This window comes from Nostoc sp. DSM 114159 (assembly GCF_053470285.1).
The window spans coordinates 6,141,395-6,162,465 of the sequence record NZ_JBPFEH010000001.1 but is presented as its reverse complement, the minus strand read 5'-3'; the positions used below and the strand labels follow the sequence as shown (position 1 = coordinate 6,162,465).

The following is a 21,071-nucleotide window of genomic DNA, read 5'->3' as shown; positions in this document are numbered from 1 at the left end:
CTTAGATGCCTAATCTCTCACAGACAAAACTAACTCACCACCGAAATTACACAGATAACAGCGATGTCTACGACTGGCTATGCCTACACACACACTTTGCTTTTTACTCAAAACGTGTCAGTGTCGGGTATCTATTAACGTGTGTAGGGCTGTATCCTCTGTAAGTTTGGTTCTAAATTGATGAAACTTGAGCAAAACTGATCAAACAACAGCAGCCTCTGGAATCGCACCTTGCATTCTCCCAAAAGCATCAATCAAATTTTGCAATTGTTGATCTGCTTTAAAAACTCCTAATCCGCGTACTGTCACTTTACCAGGAGAATACACAAAGCGCGTTTTGAGATTGTCTGGTAAATTCGCCGCCAACAAGTTCCAAGCGGGTTCTTCCATCGGCGTTTCTAAAACGACGTGCTGCTTGTTTTCTGGTTTAATCCGGCTAAATCCGAGTTTTTTCGCTAGCTGTTTGAGTTCCATGACTCGCAAAAGTTGATTTGCAGGGACTGGTAAACTACCATAGCGATCGCTCCACTCGGCTGCAATCTGCTTTAATTCTGATTTAGATTTAGCTGTCGCTACCGCCCGATATGCACTCATCTTTTGATCCAAATCGGTGATATAGTCCGCCGGAATAAATGCTGTCAAGTTGAGGTCAATCTGGGTATCCTCCACTTTCGGAATTTCTTGTCCGCGGATTTCCCGAATTGCTTCTTCAAGCATTTCCATGTATAAATCAAAACCGATGGCATCCATTTGACCGGATTGTTCTGCACCTAGCAAGTTACCCACGCCTCTGATTTCCATATCGCGCATCGCTAGCTGATATCCAGAACCTAGCTGAGTAAATTCCTGAATCGCTCGTAATCGTTGCCGTGCTGCATCAGATAATGCTCGTTGCTTCGGATAAAATAACCAAGCATGAGCTTGGATACCTGCACGCCCCACACGACCGCGTAATTGATACAGTTGTGCTAATCCAAAGCGGTGAGCATCTTCAATCAAAATCGTGTTGACTCGCGGAATATCTAAGCCAGATTCAATAATTGTCGTACAAACGAGGATATCTGCATCGCCATTACTGAAGGTGAGCATGGTTGATTCTAACTCGCTTTCATCCATTTGACCGTGAGCGATCGCAAACCTAGCTCCCGGTATCACTTCTCGTAAATTGGCTGTTGTCTCTTCAATGCCATCTACTCGTGGAACTACATAAAATACTTGCCCACCTCTGTCTAATTCTTGACGAATCGCAGTGCGGATACTTTCGGAATTTATTGGCGATAGATGAGTTTTAATCGGTCGTCTGGTTGGGGGCGGTGTGGTAATCAAACTCATTTCCCGAATTCCCGACAATGACATATACAAAGTTCGGGGAATAGGTGTGGCTGAGAGGGTAAGCACATCCACTTGAGTTTTCAAGCTTTTAATTTTCTCTTTCTGGTTTACCCCAAATCGCTGTTCTTCATCTACTACCAATAGTCCTAAATCCCGGAATGTCACGCCTTTACCTAAAAGTTGGTGTGTACCAACCACTACATCTAATTCACCCGTTGCCAATCGCTTTTGAATATCGCGGCGTTCTTCAGCAGAACGAAAACGGTTGAGCAAACCGACATTTACCGGGTAGGGAGCAAAACGTTCTTTGAGTGTATGGTAATGCTGCTGTGTTAAAATTGTCGTTGGCGCAAGGAGTGCCACTTGTTTCCCGGCGGTGACTGCTTTGAAAATAGCACGAATCGCCACTTCCGTCTTTCCGAAACCGACATCGCCACAAACTAAGCGATCCATTGGGCGATCGCTTTCCATATCGCGTTTTACATCTTGTACAGCTTTAAGCTGATCCGTCGTGGGTTGGTAGGGGAAAGAGTCTTCCAATTCTTCCTGCCAAGGCATATCACTTGGAAAGCTAAAACCTTGTTGTTGCGATCGCGCTGCATACAGTTTCAACAAGTCCACTGCCAATTTTTTAATCGCTTTGCGGACTTTGTTCTTGGTGTTTTCCCAAGCTTTACCGGTCATTCGGTTGAGTTCCGGTGCTTTATCACCTCCGGCGCGGAACCGGGATAAAGCACCTACTTGATCGGCTGCGACTCTGAGTAACCCATCAGCATACTGCACCACTAAATAATCACGGGTTTCGTTATTAATCGTCAAACTTTCCAGCTTGACAAATTTACCAACACCATGATTTCTGTGAACCACATAATCGCCTGGACGCAGCTTATTGGGATCGACTTGCTTAGAAGTAGCTTTGTGGCGCTTGCGGATATAGCCGGGAGTCGCCAAAGAATGCTGCCCAAAAAATTCCCGATCTGTGACGATTACGATTCGGTATGTAGGCAGGATAAAACCTTCTAATTCCGCCAAACCAGAATATTTTAAGGCTATAGGAGTATGGTTGATTTGCAGCTTATCTATTGCTTGGTAGTCGCGGGGATTGGGGATAAACTGAGCCGGACAATCATGTTCTTGTAACAGCGAGACAGAACGGGAAGGTTGAGCAGAAAGTAGCCAGATCGAGAAATTGCGATCGCGTTCTTGGCGGATAGTTTCAGCTAGTTTAGCAAACTGGTGTGGCGTAGCTGGAACAGGACGGCTGGCAAGATTGATCCCATCATTTTCCTCTGACAGTTCCGACAAATATAATGTTTTAAATCTGGCAACATCAGCCAAACACTCATCAAACGAACGGTGAATTTTCGGCAATGTTAGGGGAGTTGATTCTTCCCCATACGGCATTCCCCATTGTTCCTGGGCATTTTCTACCCAGCGATCGCTATGAGCATGACACTGTTCTGGCTCATCAATGGCAATCAAAGTATTTTCTGCTAAGTAGTTTAGCAGAGATGCTGGTTGCTCGAATGCTAACCCCAAAAAACGACGGCTACCTTCAATCAGCGATGAGTGCTGAGTGCTGGGTGCTGAGTTAAATTCTGACTCAGCACTCAGCACTTGGAACTGGGCACTATTTTTCAGTGCAGCCATCACGATGGGAGTAAAGCTAGTGGGGGTAAGAATTAACTGCTCAACTTTGTCAAGGGCGGAACGTTGGGTTGCTGGGTCAAATTCCCGCATTTGCTCGATTTCATCACCAAACCATTCCAACCTGACTGGAAATTCCGAGGAAACCGGGAACACATCAACAATATCGCCCCGCCGACTCCATTGCCCTTCCATTTCCACCAAAGGAACTCTTTCATACCCCAAAATAGTTATTTTCTCACTGAAGCTATTCAGGTCTAATTCCATACCTTTTTTTAGGGTAAGACAGAATTGCCCAAAAGCTTCTGGCGGAGGTAAATGAGGTTGCAGCGCCCCTTGAGTAGCCACAATCGCTAAATTTGTTTTTTGTCCTACCCTGCGGGAAGCCGCTGGCGCGTCTATGTCCTTTGTCATTTGTTTTTGGTTTGTTTCTAATGACAACTGACTAATACTTCGACTACGCTCAGTACAAGTGACTAATGACTCTTGATTTTTGAGTAAATCTGCCAATACCTGCATTTGCCCCCAACTCATTTCAGTTTCCGGGTCAAAAGGTTCGTAGGGAGAAGCCTCGGAGGTGGGGTAAAAATGTACTGTTTGCCATCCCATTGCTTCCAGTTGTGCGTAAACGCGTCCAGCTTCTTCTAGGGTGGCGCAAACCACAAACAAATCTTTACCCTGAGACTGCGCTAATGCCGAAGCCACTAGAGTCTTGGGCAGCCTGGGAATGCCATTTAACCGCAATTCTTGTTGTCGATTCAGCTTAGAAATAAATTCACTGGTGAGCGGCGATCGGCCTAAGGCACGCACAATAGAAGAAAATGACATAAGTACTACTAGCGATGAGAGTCTTTGTGGATCAGCAAATCTTGAGGCAGTTTATGTCAACTATTTTAAAAGTGTTAACAGCTTTCTTATTCTTGCGGTAGAAGAATAATGCACAGTGACTAATAAACTTAAGAACTATAACTACTACTTTGTGTATAGTCAAAGTATTTATCGAAGCACCTTTAATACTAGATACTAGGTATTGAGCTACATTCGCTCTGATAAGCGGCAATTTTAAACATGTCCCCCATCACTTTTGAAATTTCAATCATTTTGGTGCTAATTATTGCCAACGGCGTGTTTTCTATGTCTGAGATGGCGATTGTCTCGGCACGGAAAGTAAGGTTACAACAGCTTGCCAATCAAGGAGATGCCAAGGCAATGGCAGCATTGAAATTAGCAGAGTCTCCCAATCATTTCCTGTCAACTGTTCAAGTGGGTATTTCCTTAATCGGTATCTTAACTGGTGCTTTTGGAGGAGCAACAATTGCCAACCGACTGGCAGTCTATGTGCGACTTGTACCTTTGTTAGCACCTTATAGCGAACCGATATCTTTTGGAATAGTGGTTTTGATCATTACCTATTTGTCACTCATTGTTGGCGAATTGGTACCAAAGCGTCTGGCATTAAATAATCCAGAAAGGATTGCCTCGATTGTAGCGATTCCGATGCAAGCCTTGGCTGCGATCGCTTCTCCAGTAGTCTTTCTTTTAAGTGCTTCTACAGATTTGATCTTGCGAGTGCTGGGAATTACAGCTTCTACTGAGCCGCAAGTCACCGAAGAAGAAATTAAAATCTTAATCGAGCAAGGCACTGAGGCGGGAACCTTTGAGGAAGCTGAACAGGATATGGTAGAGCGAGTCTTTCGTTTAGGCGATCGCCCTGTTAGTTACTTAATGACACCCCGTCCTGATATTGTTTGGCTAGACTTAGACGACTCTGCCGAAGAAAATCGCCTTAAAATGGTTGATAGTGCTTATTCTCGGTATCCAGTTTGTCAGGGGGGACTTGACAATGTGCTGGGTGTTATTCCTGTCACTGACTTATTAGCCAGGAGTTTCCGAGGGGAACCACTAGACTTGACCATCGGATTGCGACAGCCTGTATTTGTGCCAGAAAGCACCCGTGGCTTGAAAGTTTTGGAATTGTTCAAGCAAACTATCACTCACATGGCGCTGGTAGTGGATGAATACGGCGTAATTCAAGGATTAGTTACTCTCAACGACATCATGAGTGAAATCGTGGGTGATGTTCCTTCAACGGATGGACAAGATCAACCACAAGCTGTACAACGCGAAGATGGTTCCTGGCTTTTGGATGGGATGTTGCCTGTAGAGGAGTTTTTGGAACTTTTTGGTATGGAAGAATGGGAATCTGAAGAACGCGGCAGTTATCAAACATTAGGCGGTTTTGTGATTACCCATTTAGGTCGTATTCCTGCCGCAGCAGATCATTTTGAATGGCAAAGTATGCGAATTGAAGTGATGGATATGGATGGTAATCGCGTTGATAAGGTGCTAGTCGTACCGAAGGCAGTTAAATCAGCAGATACGAAAAAATCTGATTAGCATTGGGCATTGGGCATTGGGTATTGGGCATTGGGCATTGGGCATTGATAATTATTGTCTCCTATTTCTCATACGCCATAACCAATGCCCGATCTATGCATATCAAGTGCGAGATAGACGTTTGACAGCTTCACCCGCCAACAAATGATGAGCTTGTTCCAGAAGTTGGGGGATTTTTTCAGCGTAGGGATTATGGACGAGACATTGCCGCAAGTCTAATTCATCTAGCCGATCGGCTTTGTTGCCGGGGAACCAGTGGCCGCCATTACCAAGCAGATTGTAGCGCATTTTAGCGTAGTCTACTAAATCGTAGGCGATCGCTAAATTCCGCAGCCACAAAATCACCCGAATATTTACCTCACCAGGGGTTTCGTCAAAATTTGGTAGATTTGTTTCCCAAGATTTTACCCAATTTTCTCCCAAAGTAGCGATCGCTTCTTGTTCCAATCTTGATAAAATTGGCGGCAAAATTTCTGATGCTCGATCTAGTAATTCTAAAGTCTTCAGATGTTCATCAAAATCTTGTGGTTTTGCTGCTCCCAAACTTAGGGTATGTACCTCTTGATGACTCAAACAAAACAAATCATTAAACACCATTGGACTCAATGGAGCGCAAAGATTGACTAATTTTTTGGGAGGCTCATACAACAAACCTCCTTTATTAGAAGGGCTAATAATAAACACCCCCATATCGTGGCGTTTAGCTGCTTCGATTGCCGCCCAATTCCATTGATTAATGTAGTACCAGTGCAGGTTCACGTAATCAAATTGATTGGTATTAATTGTCTGCACAATTATATCTGTCGAGCCGTGTGTGGAAAAGCCGATAAATCTAACTTTTCCTTCTGCTCGCAACTGCTGCGCTACTTCCAAACAGCCGCCGGGACGGATGCTGTCCTCTAACGACTCAGGATGATTAATGCCGTGCAACCCTAAAAGGTCAACATAATCTAGTTGGAGATTTTTCAAAGATTGTTCGAACGTCTCTCGGAATTCTTTCGCATCTGCCTTTGGATTGATTTTCGTCTGAACAATCAACTTTTCGCGGGGAAATTTGGGTAATATTCTCCCCAATTGCATTTCAGAAGTGCCATAACCACGAGCAGTTTCAATATGATTAATTCCAACTTCGACTGCCCTTCTAATAGTCGTTTCCAAATTTGCCTGGTTATCAGCAGGAATTTCATGATTGGGAACATCTTCCCATTTGAACTGATATCTCATGCCACCGCAGGAAAACACTGGCATCTGTAATTCTGTGCGCCCAAATCTTCTATATAGCATCAGTGGATTGTGGATTGCTTACCAACTTAAAATCTAACAACGATAGTCATTTCAGCTTTTAGTGCCACAATCATTTCCTCTGTTCAATCTGTGACACTAGCAATATTCATCGCATTCTTAAATCGGTCAGGTCTTTTGGTTATTGGATTTTTACCTACCAATATTCTAGTTCCACAGAATAATTATCTCATACTGTTAGTCTGTCAGGGTTGAAACGAGGGACAGAGTTGTTTAAGCTTAATGCGTGCATCAATAGTTGTAAAACGCCAGTTTGCTAGAGCATTAGTTTCTCAAGAGTTGCTAAGTAAGCTTCAGGATTTCGACGGAATCGTAGTTGTTCAATTTATTGCCTAAACGTGTTTATCGAACCAATCCTAGAGTTATCAAAAAACCTGTATCAAAGTTCGCTCAAAAAAGCTTAAACACCGAAGTATTAGTACTAAAACGAATCCTCCTGTTTTCCTTGTTATTAGCACTGCGTAGTCCTAACTGAACCGTATTGGGCTATAGTTAGGCGATTTTTATGGGCTAGCACTTTTTCAACTTCTCCTGAAACCACTCAAATGATAAAAGTCCCTCGTCTTTTATTTGAGCGTTTAAGAGATATTGCTGTTTACTCTGCTTGATTGAATCAAAAATGGATAAATTCAAGCTTAGGCCGTTAGAGAGATAAAAATCGACAGCAAATCTATTACCAATAAATAAACAGTAGCAAAACTGGCATTTTACTATTTTGGTGGGTATGGATACAATAGTGGGACTGTGCAGCACGCAGGGTTGGACAGCACAGCTTGTCATCGCTCAAGAATTTACGGCTTCAGAAGATGCTGCGCTTTTCTTCTCAGGCACTCAAGGTTTTTTAGTCTTGATAGCTGGACTGTTGCTGGCCTTTGCCTTTCAGCTGCTGCTAGCTAACTTTTTCATTGCCTTGGGAATTTCATACTCCACTCCTGAGCATGAATCAGATACTAACAGCCAAGCATTGATGGACGATAAGATTAATCAAGTTGGGATAATAGTTGGGTTGCGAACCTTAGGAACTGTAAGCATTACATTATTTCTTGCTTGTTTTCTAGCGGTGAAACTTTGCCCATTACATGACCCGCTATTGGCAGCAATTATTGGTCTGCTCATTTGGGCAGCCTACTTCTTTTTACTGGTATGGGTCAGTGCTACTACGGTAGGCTCGGTACTCAGTTCTGTTTTAGATCGGGCAACTTCTGGCTTGCAAGGCATTATTGGTACAGCAACTATAGCCTTTGGTGCGAAGACGATCGGCGATCGCGTTGTTTCCACAGCAGATGCAGCGGCAACCGCAGTTCGTAACGAACTGGGTTCAGCGGTAGATCGAACCAGTATCCGCAAGGCAATAGACAATTATTTAAACCAGCTACAACTATCTCAGGAAGAGCGACTAGAAATTGAAGATGAGTTTGAAAAATTAGTCGCCCAACCAGAAATGCAATCTCTCAGTAAGGAGAATTACTTACGCAATATCGGTCGTAAAACCTTTGTGGATATAGTCGATAGTCGTACAGATTTGTCAAAACAAGACATTAATTGGTTTGTAGACTCTTTTGAAGGCTTTTGGCAGCAGATTTGGGGTCAGCAACCCCAAAAAGTGCAAACTAATGGATTGCCGATCGCTCTAAAGTCTGGCGAACCAGACGAGCTAAAGCCCGAGCGACTGAGTGCCAAGCTAGAGCAATTCATTAACCAAATTAGCCAGCAGCAAGCTAGACAGCAAGCGGAAGCTACCCAAAAGGTGGCAGAAACTGCTGCTTGGTGGCTGTTTAGCACGGCTTTTTTCTCTGCTGCTGCTGCTGCAAGTGCTGCTGCGATTAGTGTAGCTGTTTAATTTTCTCCAACCAAGCTAATTAAAACGTATACACCAGCCCAGAGCGCTTTTGCCATTCGTGGTAAACGGTTTCTAGTAGCACCACAGCAACAATAGAATCCGTTGCCATTTAAATTTTTGACTATTTTGCATTGTGGTTTTTCATTTTAATTCTTTGTAGACTGAGACTGCGCCTGAGTTAAGCAATTTCTCAATTTTTCAGCTAACACTTGTACATGAGGTTCTTTAAGTATGTCAAGGTGAGATCCGGGAATGTAATCGATATCTAATCCTCCAACTACTATGTCACGCCAGCCAAATTGAGGATCGTATTCTATGCCTATAGCTTCGTCCCGATTTTTATCCTCTGTCCGCAAAAGAATAGCTCGACCAAGATAAGGTGAAAAAATATAGTCACTAAGAGCTTGAGTGTTAGTATCTATAATCTTTAAATGCTTGTCAGTTTCAGGTACATGAAGTACGTCTTCCAAGTAACGGTTATATGTATTTTGCAGTTCTCGCTTACGCCAATAACTCCATCTCACAACTTTTTGCCAAAGGTAGTTAGGCCCTTGTTGAACAATATTATTTAAATGCAAAAACACTCGCTTGAGAAATGGCGCTTGCCAGCTATAACCTATACGACAACTATCAAGCATAACTAAAATGCCAACTTGTTCGCCTTGCTTTTGGAGTTGTCGAGCCATCTCGAAGGCAACTGTACCCCCAAAAGAATAACCTCCGAGAAAATAAGGGCCATGAGGTTGAAGGGTTTGAATTTCTTGAATGTAGTGCGCTGCCATATCTTCAATGCGGGTATGGAAAGGATGTTTTCCATCTAATCCCCGTGGTTGTAATCCGTAAAATGGTTGTTCTGTCCCCAGATGCAATGCCAATTCCCGGAAACACAAGACTTCTCCACCCAGCCCGTGAATACAGAAAAAAGGTGGCTTGGAACCGTTGGATTGAATTTCTACTAAGGATGACCAAGATTTTGATTGGTCTAAGGTATTTACTAAAACCGAGTTTTTTGTTAAATCTTCTTGGCAAATTATTTTGGCTAGAGCCTCTATAGTACCTGACTGGAAAAGAATAGCAAGCGGCAGGTTTTTATTAAATGTCTTTTCAATTTGCCAAAATAGTTTTACTGCTAGGATAGAATGTCCTCCTAGCTCGAAGAAGTTATCCTTAACACCAATCGGTTGGACGCCTAAAATTTGTTCCCAAATCTGGGTTAATTGACGTTCCACTTGATTGCGGGGAGCAACAAAGCTGGCTTCTGGCTCTTGCCTTGATAAGTCTGGTGCTGGTAGAGCGCGACGGTCTACCTTGCCGTTGGGGGTTAAGGGCATGGTGTCCAGCACAACGAAAGCCGAAGGTAGCATGTATTGTGGCAATTTTGTCAACAGGAAACCCCGGATATCAGTAATCGCAATTGCTGAGTCTTGATTCGGTATAATGTAAGCCACTAAACATCTCTCGCCGCGAACATCTTCACGAGCAATCACTACAGTCTGGAGTACATCTGGGTGTTGGGCTAACACCGTTTCAATTTCCCCTGGCTCAATGCGTATCCCCCGGATCTTGACTTGATGATCTTGACGACCGAGAATTTCTAGAGAGCCATCTGGACGATAGCAGCCGCGATCGCCTGTATAATAAAGCCAATCGTGGCGATCGTTCCGAAAAGGGTTCTTGACAAATCGAGAACGGTTTTCTTGCTGGGCATTGATATAGCCCAAACTGCGGAATGGAGTTCGGATTACAATCTCGCCCGGTTCGCCAATACCGCATGGTTGGTTATTTGATGTGAAAACCAGTGCTTGGGTTTGAGGCAGCGACAATCCTACTGGCTGTACGCCAGGGCTACACTCAACAGGTACTCGGTAATAACACTTTGCCAAGGTTGTCTCTGTCGGGCCGTAAAGATTAACTATTTCACCAGATTCAGGAAAAGCATCCCGCCAGCGAACTACAAGGGTTTCCTTCAGAGGTTCTCCAGCCAAGAACAACCAGCGTAAGTTACGTAAAGAGACTCCTGACGGCACATTCGCTAACCATAATTGCGCCAGCGAAGGAACTGTATGCAGTACAGAAATTTGCTCATTTTCCAAATAACGCAGAATTCTCGTTGGTTCTAGGTTATCCTCTTCTTCTGGCAAGCATAGGGTTGCACCACTAGTTAAAGGTAAAAAGATATCTCTAAGAACGACATCAAAAGAAAGACCAGTTAATTGAGCAACGCGGTCTTGCTGATTAATTTCAAAGGTCTGTCGCTGCCAGTTGAGAAAATGCGCCAACCCTTTATGACACCCCAGCACTCCTTTGGGTACACCAGTAGTGCCGGAAGTAAAGAAAATATAAGCTGCATCGTCGGCAGCGATGTCAGGTAAATTTACCGCTTCAATCCTCTTTTGGAAATTTATAGCTTCTCCTGTGTCTCGGTTAACACAGATGCTAGTTAAAGACTCCCCTATATTTTCGTCTTCTGGACGCTGACCATCAATATATAATATGTATTTAGCTTTAGCTTCTTGTAGCATCAAGCGCTGGCGATCGCTAGGAAGTTTCGGATCGAGGGTGAGCAACACACCACCACTCAAGAGTACGCCCAGCATACTGGCAATTAGCCCAAAGCTGCGTGTACCATATACGGCTACGACATTTCCCGGCTCTACTCCGTGAGATAACAAAACCTGTGCTAAAGTTTGAGCTATTTTGCCCAATTCCCCATAATTCCAAGTACGAATTCCTTGACGAAGTGATGAATGTTCTGGGGTACGATTTACCCAAGAGGTAAACATTGTTGTTGTCAATTCATACTCTGGTTCTGGCAAAACTGCCCTTGGCTCTGGCAGCAAAAGTTGTGCTTTTGGTGTCACCAGAGAATATAAACTAATTTTCCTTTCTGGAGCAGCAACAATTTGATTTAGCAAATGATGGAATTGATGAAGCATTTCCATCATCCGTTCTGAAGTAAACAGATCGGTGTTGTAAACTAAATCAAGTTGGATTCCTTGATTTTGTTCTGTAACGTAAAGGGTTAAGTCGAACTTAGAAGCTGTTTCTAGGATCGAGACTGGTTCGATAGCCACTCCAGGTAGTTCTAGTTGGATGTCCCTTAAGTTGAGCATATTAAACCACACTTGAAACAGTGGGTTGCGACTGGTATCTCGCTCTGGTTGCAGTTCTTCTACCAGTTTCTCAAAGGGCATATCTTGATGGGCATAAGCAGCTAATGCCATCTGGCGGACTCGATTTAGCACTGAACGAAAACTGGGGTTCTCGGTAAAATCAGTCCGTAAAACAACGGTGTTAATAAAAAATCCAATTAACTCTTCAATCTCAGAACGGTTACGTCCGGCAATGGGAGAACCAATAAGAATGTCTTCTTGCCCTGTGTAGCGGTGCAGTATTGTCCCAAAAGCTGCCAGCAATGTCATGAATAGAGTGACACCCTCTTGATGCGAGAGTTCTGTGAGTGATGCACTCAAAGTCTGCGGTAGCATCAGAGATTGAGCTGCTCCTTGGTAAGTTTGCACTGGCGGCCGTGGTCGGTCGGTGGGCAATTCCAGTACAGTGTTAGCACCTGCTAATTGGGTTTTCCAATAGTCAATTTGCTTGGAAAGTACCTCACCTGATAGCCACTGGTGCTGCCACACAGCAAAATCTGCATACTGAATGGGCAATTTTGCTAATGGGGAAGGCTTACTACTCAAAAATGCTTTATAAAGGGCTATTAACTGCTGCCAAAGAATACCAATTGACCAACCATCTGAAGCGATGTGGTGCATCATTAACAAGAGTATATGCTCCTGCTCGTCTACTTGGAGCAAAGTAGCACGCAGCATCAAGTCAGATTCTAAGTTGAAGGGGCGTTGCACCTCTTGATTGAGAAGAAATTCTACTTGCTCTTTTGTTACCTGAATGATTTTAAGTTCTACTGGCCGAGGCGTGCCAATTACTTGTATGGGGCTACCATCAAGTGATGTAATAAAGTTGGTTCGCAATGCCTCGTGATGGACAACGATCGCATCTAGTGACTGTTGTAATATACCCAGGTTTAACTTGCCCGTTAAGCGTTGTGCATTGGAGACTATATATGCTCGGCTGTTGGGTTCCAACTGCTCCAAAAACCAAACTCGCTGCTGGGCAAAGGATAGAGGTGCTGATTGCCGATTGGCTATTTGAGGAATAGTCTGATTTTGGGGATCGTTTTCTGGAGTTTGGTTTTGGGCGTTCCCGCTTCGGGTTGCCGTAGGCATCGCTTGAGCTAAAGTAGCGATCGTGGGATTCTCAAATAAGAGTTGCAACGGTATTTCTATTTGAAAAGCTTGACGAACTCTAGACATCACTTGAGTGGCCAGCAGTGAATGCCCTCCCAATTCAAAAAAATTGTCATGGATGCCTACTTGTTCCAGACGCAAAACTTTTGCCCAAATGCCAGCCAAGACTTCTTCTGTCGAATTCTGAGGTGGAACAAAGTTAGTTGACAGCTTAATATCAGATGTATCCGGTGCAGGTAAGGCGCGGCGGTCTATTTTACCGTTGGGATTTAATGGTAGGGTGTCCAAAAATACAAAGAAACTAGGCACCATGTATTCAGGCAACCGAGTTTCCAAAAAGCGACGCAATTCAGCCTGGCTAGGAATTTGCTCTGGACGGGTAACAATATATGCTACTAGTCGCTTGTCCCCAGGAACATCCTCTCTAGCTATGACTAAAGTCTGTGTCAGTGCCGGATGTTGAGCTAATATAGCTGCAATTTCTCCTAATTCAATTCGGAAGCCACGTATTTTAACTTGATCGTCAATGCGACCGAGAAATTCGATATTACCATCGCTCAAATAACGTGCTAAGTCCCCAGTTTTGTAAAGGCGCGCCCCAAGTTCAGAGCTAAAGGGGTTAAAAATAAACTTCTCTGTGGTCAATTCTGGACGGTTAAGATAGCCTCGCGCTAGACCAATACCGCCAATATGCAGTTCACCTGATTCACCAATAGGCACTGGCTGCAAGTTGTCATCAAGGATGTGAATCTCTGCATTGGTAATCGGACGGCCAATAGGTGAAGTAGCATAATTACTGTCTCGTTGGCAACTCCAGAAAGTAGTATCAATAGAAGCTTCTGTCGGGCCGTAACAATTATGTAAAACATTGTCCAAATTCAGTTGGGCAAAGAAGCGTTCTATAAGTTCGCCAGGTAAAGCTTCACCACCGCAGGTAATGTGTCTGATAAATCGACAATTCTCAATTCCCTTCTCTTCCAATAAGACACGCAGTATGGAAGGTACTAAAGCCAAAACTGTGATTTGCTGCTCAGAAATCACCTTCACAAGGTAGGCTGTGTCTTGATGTCCACCAGGGCGAGCCATAAATAATTGCCCCCCAAAGCACAATGGCCAGAATATCTGCCACACTGAGGGATCAAAGCTAAAAGAAATAGTCAGTAAAACTTTGTCTGCGTGAGTTAATCCAAAAGTTGTTTGCTTCCAGTGGAGTTGATTGCAGATACCACGGTGAGGGATCATTACACCCTTGGGCTGTCCTGTAGAACCAGATGTGTAGATTACGTAGATGAGGTTATCAGCCGTAGTTTGGTTGACAGGATTTTCTTGACTATTTTGAATATTCCCTTGCCAGTCTAAGTCCAGACAAATCACTTGCGCCTGATGCGGTGGTAAGTTCTTTACCAATTTTTCTTGGGTTAACAATACTGGTGTCTGGGTGTCTTCCAAGATAAAAGCTAAACGTTCTGAAGGATATGCCGGATCTAAAGGCACATAAGCGCCTCCAGCTTTGAGAATGCCCATTAGTCCTACAATCATCTCTAAAGAGCGCTCTAAGCATATACCTACAAGTACTTCCGGCCCAACGCCTAAAGAACGTAGGTAGTGCGCTAGTTGATTCGCCCGCTGATTTAACTGTTGATAAGTAAGTTGTTTATTTTCACATACTACTGCAATGGCTTGGGGCGATCGCTCTACTTGCATCTCAAACATTTGATGAATGCACAGATCCTGACTATCAACTACTTGGGTATCATTTAATTCTTGTAAAACTTGAGTGTCGATGATATTAGTTAAGGTATTTAAGGTAATATTTTGCTTATATTCTGATGTCTTACTATTTATCTGCATTTTCTATATTAAGTTCCAGTGGGCATAAATAATTAAAGGTTTATGACTAAAAAAGATATGAGCAAATACAGCTCTCTATCTCTAGAAAATGAGCAGAATCTACTAATATCACATAACCAACATATAGCAATCTTGAATGATACAAACACTAGGAGCACACACATATGTTGTGCGCCCCTACTAATTATTTTTACTCCAAATAATTGCAAATAGCTATAAAACTTATCAAACTAAAAAGTTGCTCTTTAGTTTTTGACTATTACCAGTGCCTTCATTTCAGCATTGAGCAGAGGTTGATGATAATTTTTTTGCAGGTCTGGCACAGGTTTCCCATCTACAATAACCTTGTAGATTTTTGCGTAGCAGTTGCTAGGTAAGTTATCAAGAATTCTTGTTTTAAATGCAGCAGGACTATAAGTTCTAGCAAAGCCTTCATATGCACCCCATCCAGCAAAGCTTGCAGTATTGTCAAAAATTGTGATTGCTTTGTCAACATTGGGCTTCTGAATTCGTTTATTGTTCCAGATTTCCGCATATTCGTTAGTTAAAAATAGCGGTGCAATGACAAGTTTTCTGCCCGCTTTCAATAAACGTACTGCCTCTTTAATAAACTTAATATCCAAATCATCTCGAAAATGTTCAAAAGAGTGATGACAGCTAATTCCATCTAAAGATTCATCTGGGAGAGGGATTGCATCAATAGATCCACCAATGTACTTAATTCCATCTGTGACTTTTCCATCCAATAAGGAGTCTTGACAGTAAGCATTCAATTTGAACTTTGAAACTGCCATTAAAGCCTTTATATATTCAGCTTTTTCACCACCAGCAGCATCTAGTATTTCATCACCTTCTTTCAAATCTAATAGAGTCATTGTCGTTAGATATTCAAGTGGCTTGGAATGGATGTAATCAAGTTGATTATATTTAGTTAATACATCCGAATTTATAAAATCCCTATAATCTTTTTCAGAAAAATATAAATTGTTTATTTCTATTTTTACTTCGCCTATCTCCGAATCATTTGTTGCTCGTAAAATTTTATTAACTTTTAAATTGTTTAGACGCAAATTTGTCAACAAACGCCACTTTTTATTGTTTAAAAACCTGCCCAATCGATCTACTATATCTAATTTAATAGTCACCATACTTTCACCCTGTGTTTTATTGATTGAAATGAAACTCGAAATTCTTACAGTTGAATCCCAAAAATTAAATTTCTGTTTTACCGAATAAATACAAACACTTACACGTAATTATAAAGGTACATTATCCTATCTCAGTAAAATCTACTTGATGAAAGATAGTTTTTACAAAATCTTCATTTTGCCTTGAATTATATAAATTTAATGTAAAGTCATAATCTTATTTTTTTGGATAATTCACGCAACCCTATAAAACCCAACTATGTTTGTAACATCAGTCTTCTAATCTAAACTACAGCCTCATCGTTAAGGTTGCTGCCCTTTTAAGACTTCATTTAGAAATGTTTTTGAAACTGACTTGAGTCAACAATGTAAAGTTTTGTTGCAAAATTCAAATTTTTAATGCATTTTGTTATAGGTTATGTAATATAATTTCTAATCAGTAATTATGCGTAAAAACAACAGATATAATAAGACAACTTTATATTCAAAGCTGAATTAGTCTAAATAAATATGCTAGAGTAATTTCTGAGGTTATATAAATAATTGTATACCTCGAAGAAAGAAGTGAAACTCTCCAAGATATCTGCGATATCCATAATTAAGCTGATGTATTAGCGATCTGAAAAATCATCATACTTTATTTTTATTTTGCCTACTTGCTTGATTTTTAACATCAGCAGTTTTGTTTAACTACTAATAATCTAAATTGACCAACAAATCTTTTTTTCATTAATTTTTACAGACTAAAATGTGATTATATACTGCAACTAAACCAAGGTATCTCGGTAGTAAAACAGTACTAAAACCGACCTAGAGAATATTTTTAATCGAGAACTTAAAGTTACTCCAAAAAAAATGGTTAAGACCAAGACTAAAAAGTCAAGTTTTCTTTGCAAATAAAAATAGTGAGATAGCCAAATTGTCTTGTATATTTAAGCTCCTATCAGATTTTACCTACACCAAGTGTTCCTACTTATGAGTCATCAAAGCATTACAACAAATAAATTCAGTGAAGTACCTTTGGATTTACGTGCATCGACATTTGTCACGGTACGTAAGGGTTCGTGGTGGTTGAGATTAACAACATTATTCTTAGTAGACTGTACTCTTTTATTTCTAGCTTGGGTTTTAGCAGCATATCAATCTACTTACGGACACTTTAGTTGGTATACAACGAGTCATTATCTACCGATTTTAACAGCTATTGGGATTCAAATAGGATCGCTAGCTGTCGAAGGTATTTATCGAGAAGGTCAAAAACGTTATGACTATTTCAATATTATCAAATCGCTAACTTTTGCTCATGGATTAATACTATTAGTTAGCTTTTTGTATAAACCAGTTATTGATATAACACGTCCAAACTTAATATTATTACCTTGGTTGCTAAGTATATTTTTTGTTTGTACTGGTAGATATGCTGTAAATATTACTCTAGAATATCTACGCAAGCAAAAAAAATAGTTCGTTCTTCTGTTTTCATTATTTGCGATCCTCAAGATCGCGAGCAAATTGAGAGTTTTATAAAAAAAGAAAAGCATTACATTATATCTGGAACTGCGAATGCCAATTCACTAGACAGATATCAGCGTCAGCAAACATTGACTCAGCTTAATCAACTAGGGGTGACAGAAGTTTTTATATCTTGGGATGCGCTAAAAAATAGAATGTTTTTGTGCTGGTTATTTCAAGCATCTGGAATACAAGTACATATTTTACCGATGGAATTAAAACCAATTTATAAAAACGTACAATTCAACAAAATAGGGGGAATGCCTTGTCTAAGTTTGGATTGTCCGATAATTACAGGTAAGGATTTTTGGATAAAGCGTAGCTGTGATTTCTGTTTTGCGACTTTATTTGTAATGTTATTCTTCCCCATTTATATAGCTATAGCTATAGCTATAAAACTTGACTCTCCAGGTACAGTATTCTACAAACAAACGCGTATAGGTTTACATAGTCAACAGTTTAAAGTATGGAAATTCAGAACAATGAGGTCTGACGCAGAAAAGTTACAAAAAGAATTAGAAGCATTAAATGAAACAAAAGATGGGATTATCTTTAAAATTAAAGATGATCCTCGCATTACCCGTGTTGGAAAATTTCTCCGTCGTTACAGTTTAGACGAATTACCTCAACTTTTTAACGTTATCCTTGGAGAAATGAGTATAGTAGGACCTCGCCCTTTACCTACTAGAGATGTTGAAAAGTTTTCTGAACATCATTTTATTCGACATGAAATATTACCTGGTATTACCGGTCTTTGGCAAGTTTCAGGTCGCTCAAATATTTTAGATTTTGAACAAGTGATTCATCTCGATATGAACTATATCGAAAATTGGTCACTTAAGTTAGACTTTGAAATTCTCCTTAAAACAGTTATGGTGGTTTTGCGAAAAGATGGTGCTTACTAACGAGGAAAAATCTATAGCTGGGCAGCTATGATTAAAGAATTTCCTTTTCGGATAAATCAATAAATTTATTGCAGTTTCAGTTTAATTTGTGGCGGATTCAATTGAGATTTTTTTACATTACACTGAGTAATTAGTTACTTGTTTTGCTTGAAAACACTCTAGAAAAATCTATAAGGATGTATCCGAAAAAATCATGGTGACTCCAAATAAAAGAATTAAGCTGAATTAAGAATTATAAGAATGGTAGAAAAGTACAAATTCATAAGTAATTCCTTCTCAATGATACTCAATCGGTTAGTACAAAGTGTTACAGCCTTTGTGTTAACCGCTTCTATTGCTCGTACTCTAGGAGCCGAGGCTTTAGGACAGTATCTACTAGCATATAGCTACTATTTTATTTTTGTAGGCATTGCTTCACAAGGGCTAAAAACATTGTTTACTAGAGAACTAGCTCGTGAACCACAAAAAACATCAGTCTATTTAATGAGTGGTACTTGCTTACAGCTAATATTTAGTTTTTTCAGTTATGGAGCATTGGTGATTGTAGTATTTTTACTTCCCTATAGTACCAAAACCTCAATTGTTTGTTACATAATGGGTTTAACGATCATCCCCTTTGCGCTTTCTAATATCACAGAGGCAATTTTTCAAGCGAAAGAAAAGATGCATCTGATTGCGATCGCTACAGTGCCAGTTTATATTTTACGCCTAATAATCATGATTTGGGCGATGCAACTAAAATATGGAATTGAATATTTGGGGGCGATCCTAGTTTTTTCTGAAACATTAATTTTGGTAATTGAATGGATTTTTATCGCTCGCTTAGTAAAAATTAAATGGCAAATTGATAGGGATTTTGTCTTAAATACAATCAAAAATGCGCGCACATTTTTTGCTATTGAAGCAATAGCTGTAGTAATTGGCAGAATTCAAATACTGATCCTTTCATTATTAGGAAATGAGTTTTTAGTAGGTTTATTTGGCGGAATAACACAATTATTACAACCCTTTATGATTATTGCTAACAGTATGAGTTTAGCAATATTTCCAAGGCTTTCAAAAGCAGTAGAACTAGGAAGAGAAAAGCAGAAGCAGATAGCTGAAAATATTATCGAAATCTTACTCATCATCGCACTGCCCTTGTTTCTTGGGATATTATTATTTGGCAAAGATTTATTAGTTTTTCTCTATAATGCTAGCTTTGCTGAAGCAAATATAGCTCTTACGATCAGCGCCGCGTCACTGATTTTTTTGCCGTTTACACGCTCACTGACTTATTTACTGGTAGCCAATGGTTTCGAGATAGTGAACTTACGTGAAGTAGTTATTACTAGTACATTAGGGAGCTTAGGAGGTGTGGTATTAGTTTCGCGCTATCAGTTACTAGGTGCAGCTTTAATGGCATTATTGATGACTATTTCTGGTTTTAGCCAGTATATTTATTTCACCTATACTCGCCTATTTTCATTAAATTTATGGCGAATTGTACGCCGACCATTAATAATAACTATTGTGATGCTACCTATATTAATATTTTTACAAAAACTTAGTTTAAACTTTATATTAACTCTAATTATTGCAACTTGTGTTTATACTTTATTTGTGATTTATTTAGGTATTCGTGCATTTGGAGGGTTTCGGTTTTTATGGTTTAAATTGTTAAGGTCTCAGTAATTAGTTTCAAATAAATTATTATTAACTCATAAAATAAAATTATAAAAACTGATGAAATAAATAATCTAAGAGGAAGGATGTAATTTTAATTATGATTAAAGTTGCTTTATTACATTTTAGCTTTGAAGATTACACCATTGAATTAGCAAACAGTCTGGTTAAATATGTTGATTTAACGCTAATTCACCCGGAAAAAGTTTCAAATGTTTGTAGCAATGTTCTCGATCCTAACATCCGCGTAATTAGCTTTAAAAAACCACGGATTCGCGACCCACGCAACCTATTGTCGATGTACGAGATGATGCGTATTATCAAAGACATACAGCCGGATATCTTGCATGTGCAAGAAACTAACGATCCTTGGTATGATTGGACTTTGTTACTCAACAAAATGCCGCCATTGGTGACAACTATCCACGACATATTCCGTCACCCAGGAGATAGCATGGCTGTATTCGGTTCAGAGTATACTAGGCGTATTGCCTTCTATCGTTCCCAACAATTGATTGTCCATACTCATCAACTAAAAAAGATTCTAATTGAACAATTTCATATACCTCAAGAGCGAGTCAATGTTTTACCACATGGGGAACTTGGTAGTTTGTATCAGCGTCGGGGTACGAAGTATAGTCAGACTCGCGAGCCAAATACGTTACTATTTTTTGGCCGCATCTGGCCATACAAAGGATTGAAATATTTACTTCAGGCTATGCCTTTAATTGCTGAACGTATACCTGAAGTCAAACTGATTATCGCTGGACGGGGAGAAAATATCAAACAATATTTCCCTAATGGTTATGATGAGAAACGTTACGAAATTATCAATGACTTTATCCCCCTTGAAGAAGTCAGTAATTTATTTCAACGCAGTACGATAACAGTTCTACCATACATAGAAGCCTCTCAAAGTGGAGTGGCAGCCTTATCTTATGGCATGGGAACCTTGGTTGTAGCCTCTGAAGTAGGGGGATTAAGTGAGATAATTCAGCATAAAAAAGATGGGTTGTTAGTTCCACCTCGTGATGTTCAATCTTTAGCTGATGCCATTATTTATTTGTTAAGCGATCGCGATTTGCAACAACGTATGCAAACTGCAGCATTAGCTCGCTGTCAGGAAGATTTAAATTGGTCAAATATTGCCGCTCAAACAGTCCAAGTTTATTATAAAGAACTGAATATGCAAAATAAATAAATATTA

General features: G+C 40.5%; 10 protein-coding genes. 6 read left to right on the top strand and 4 right to left on the bottom strand.

What is annotated here, in order from left to right; all coding sequences use genetic code 11:
• Positions 1 to 201: 201 nt before the first annotated feature.
• The gene (mfd, locus tag ACR5KR_RS25960; RefSeq protein ID WP_448268504.1) at positions 202 to 3,807 is read right to left on the bottom strand and encodes a transcription-repair coupling factor; all 3,606 of its coding nucleotides are present in this window, start codon (positions 3,805 to 3,807) and stop codon (positions 202 to 204) included.
• Positions 3,808 to 4,047: 240 nt separating this feature from the next.
• Here mfd and ACR5KR_RS25955 point away from each other — a divergent pair, with 240 nt between their 5' ends.
• The gene (locus tag ACR5KR_RS25955; protein ID WP_445629876.1) at positions 4,048 to 5,376 is read left to right on the top strand and encodes a hemolysin family protein; all 1,329 of its coding nucleotides are present in this window, start codon (positions 4,048 to 4,050) and stop codon (positions 5,374 to 5,376) included.
• Between the two features lie 102 nt (positions 5,377 to 5,478).
• Here the strand turns inward: ACR5KR_RS25955 and ACR5KR_RS25950 are convergent, their stop codons facing one another.
• On the bottom strand, positions 5,479 to 6,660 hold the full coding sequence (locus tag ACR5KR_RS25950; protein WP_448268503.1) for an aldo/keto reductase: 1,182 nt from the start codon (positions 6,658 to 6,660) through the stop codon (positions 5,479 to 5,481).
• A gap of 742 nt (positions 6,661 to 7,402) precedes the next feature.
• On the opposite strand from ACR5KR_RS25950, the gene ACR5KR_RS25945 reads away from it, so the two are divergent.
• The gene (locus ACR5KR_RS25945; protein ID WP_448268502.1) at positions 7,403 to 8,518 is read left to right on the top strand and encodes a hypothetical protein; all 1,116 of its coding nucleotides are present in this window, start codon (positions 7,403 to 7,405) and stop codon (positions 8,516 to 8,518) included.
• 146 nt (positions 8,519 to 8,664) lie between these two features.
• Here the strand turns inward: ACR5KR_RS25945 and ACR5KR_RS25940 are convergent, their stop codons facing one another.
• Both ACR5KR_RS25940 and ACR5KR_RS25935 read right to left on the bottom strand, forming a co-directional pair.
• A complete protein-coding gene (locus ACR5KR_RS25940; RefSeq protein WP_448268501.1) occupies positions 8,665 to 14,634 on the bottom strand; it encodes an amino acid adenylation domain-containing protein in 5,970 nt (1,989 codons plus the stop codon).
• 245 nt (positions 14,635 to 14,879) lie between these two features.
• The gene (locus ACR5KR_RS25935) at positions 14,880 to 15,782 is read right to left on the bottom strand and encodes a methyltransferase domain-containing protein (RefSeq protein ID WP_448268500.1); all 903 of its coding nucleotides are present in this window, start codon (positions 15,780 to 15,782) and stop codon (positions 14,880 to 14,882) included.
• A gap of 975 nt (positions 15,783 to 16,757) precedes the next feature.
• Here ACR5KR_RS25935 and ACR5KR_RS25930 point away from each other — a divergent pair.
• The 4 genes from ACR5KR_RS25930 to ACR5KR_RS25915 all read left to right on the top strand — a co-directional run bounded on the left by ACR5KR_RS25930 (position 16,758) and on the right by ACR5KR_RS25915 (position 21,065).
• A complete protein-coding gene (locus tag ACR5KR_RS25930) occupies positions 16,758 to 17,246 on the top strand; it encodes a hypothetical protein (RefSeq protein ID WP_448268499.1) in 489 nt (162 codons plus the stop codon).
• Complete coding sequence (locus tag ACR5KR_RS25925; RefSeq protein ID WP_448270336.1) at positions 17,198 to 18,199, top strand: sugar transferase; 1,002 nt, start codon at positions 17,198 to 17,200, stop codon at positions 18,197 to 18,199. The genes ACR5KR_RS25930 and ACR5KR_RS25925 overlap by 49 nt, the downstream gene beginning before the upstream one ends.
• Before the next feature lie 240 nt (positions 18,200 to 18,439).
• A complete protein-coding gene (locus ACR5KR_RS25920) occupies positions 18,440 to 19,873 on the top strand; it encodes an oligosaccharide flippase family protein (protein ID WP_445629882.1) in 1,434 nt (477 codons plus the stop codon).
• Between the two features lie 91 nt (positions 19,874 to 19,964).
• The gene (locus ACR5KR_RS25915) at positions 19,965 to 21,065 is read left to right on the top strand and encodes a glycosyltransferase family 4 protein (RefSeq protein ID WP_445629883.1); all 1,101 of its coding nucleotides are present in this window, start codon (positions 19,965 to 19,967) and stop codon (positions 21,063 to 21,065) included.
• Positions 21,066 to 21,071 lie beyond the last annotated feature (6 nt).

What these genes read in the sequence shown, in the direction of transcription:
- mfd (WP_448268504.1), bottom strand. Translation starts at nt 3,807, where the DNA reads ATGTCATTTTCTTCTATTGTGCGTGCCTTAGGCCGATCGCCGCTCACC.
- ACR5KR_RS25955 (WP_445629876.1), top strand. Translation starts at nt 4,048, where the DNA reads ATGTCCCCCATCACTTTTGAAATTTCAATCATTTTGGTGCTAATTATT.
- ACR5KR_RS25950 (WP_448268503.1), bottom strand. Translation starts at nt 6,660, where the DNA reads ATGCTATATAGAAGATTTGGGCGCACAGAATTACAGATGCCAGTGTTT.
- ACR5KR_RS25945 (WP_448268502.1), top strand. Translation starts at nt 7,403, where the DNA reads ATGGATACAATAGTGGGACTGTGCAGCACGCAGGGTTGGACAGCACAG.
- ACR5KR_RS25940 (WP_448268501.1), bottom strand. Translation starts at nt 14,634, where the DNA reads ATGCAGATAAATAGTAAGACATCAGAATATAAGCAAAATATTACCTTA.
- ACR5KR_RS25935 (WP_448268500.1), bottom strand. Translation starts at nt 15,782, where the DNA reads ATGGTGACTATTAAATTAGATATAGTAGATCGATTGGGCAGGTTTTTA.
- ACR5KR_RS25930 (WP_448268499.1), top strand. Translation starts at nt 16,758, where the DNA reads ATGAGTCATCAAAGCATTACAACAAATAAATTCAGTGAAGTACCTTTG.
- ACR5KR_RS25920 (WP_445629882.1), top strand. Translation starts at nt 18,440, where the DNA reads ATGGTAGAAAAGTACAAATTCATAAGTAATTCCTTCTCAATGATACTC.
- ACR5KR_RS25915 (WP_445629883.1), top strand. Translation starts at nt 19,965, where the DNA reads ATGATTAAAGTTGCTTTATTACATTTTAGCTTTGAAGATTACACCATT.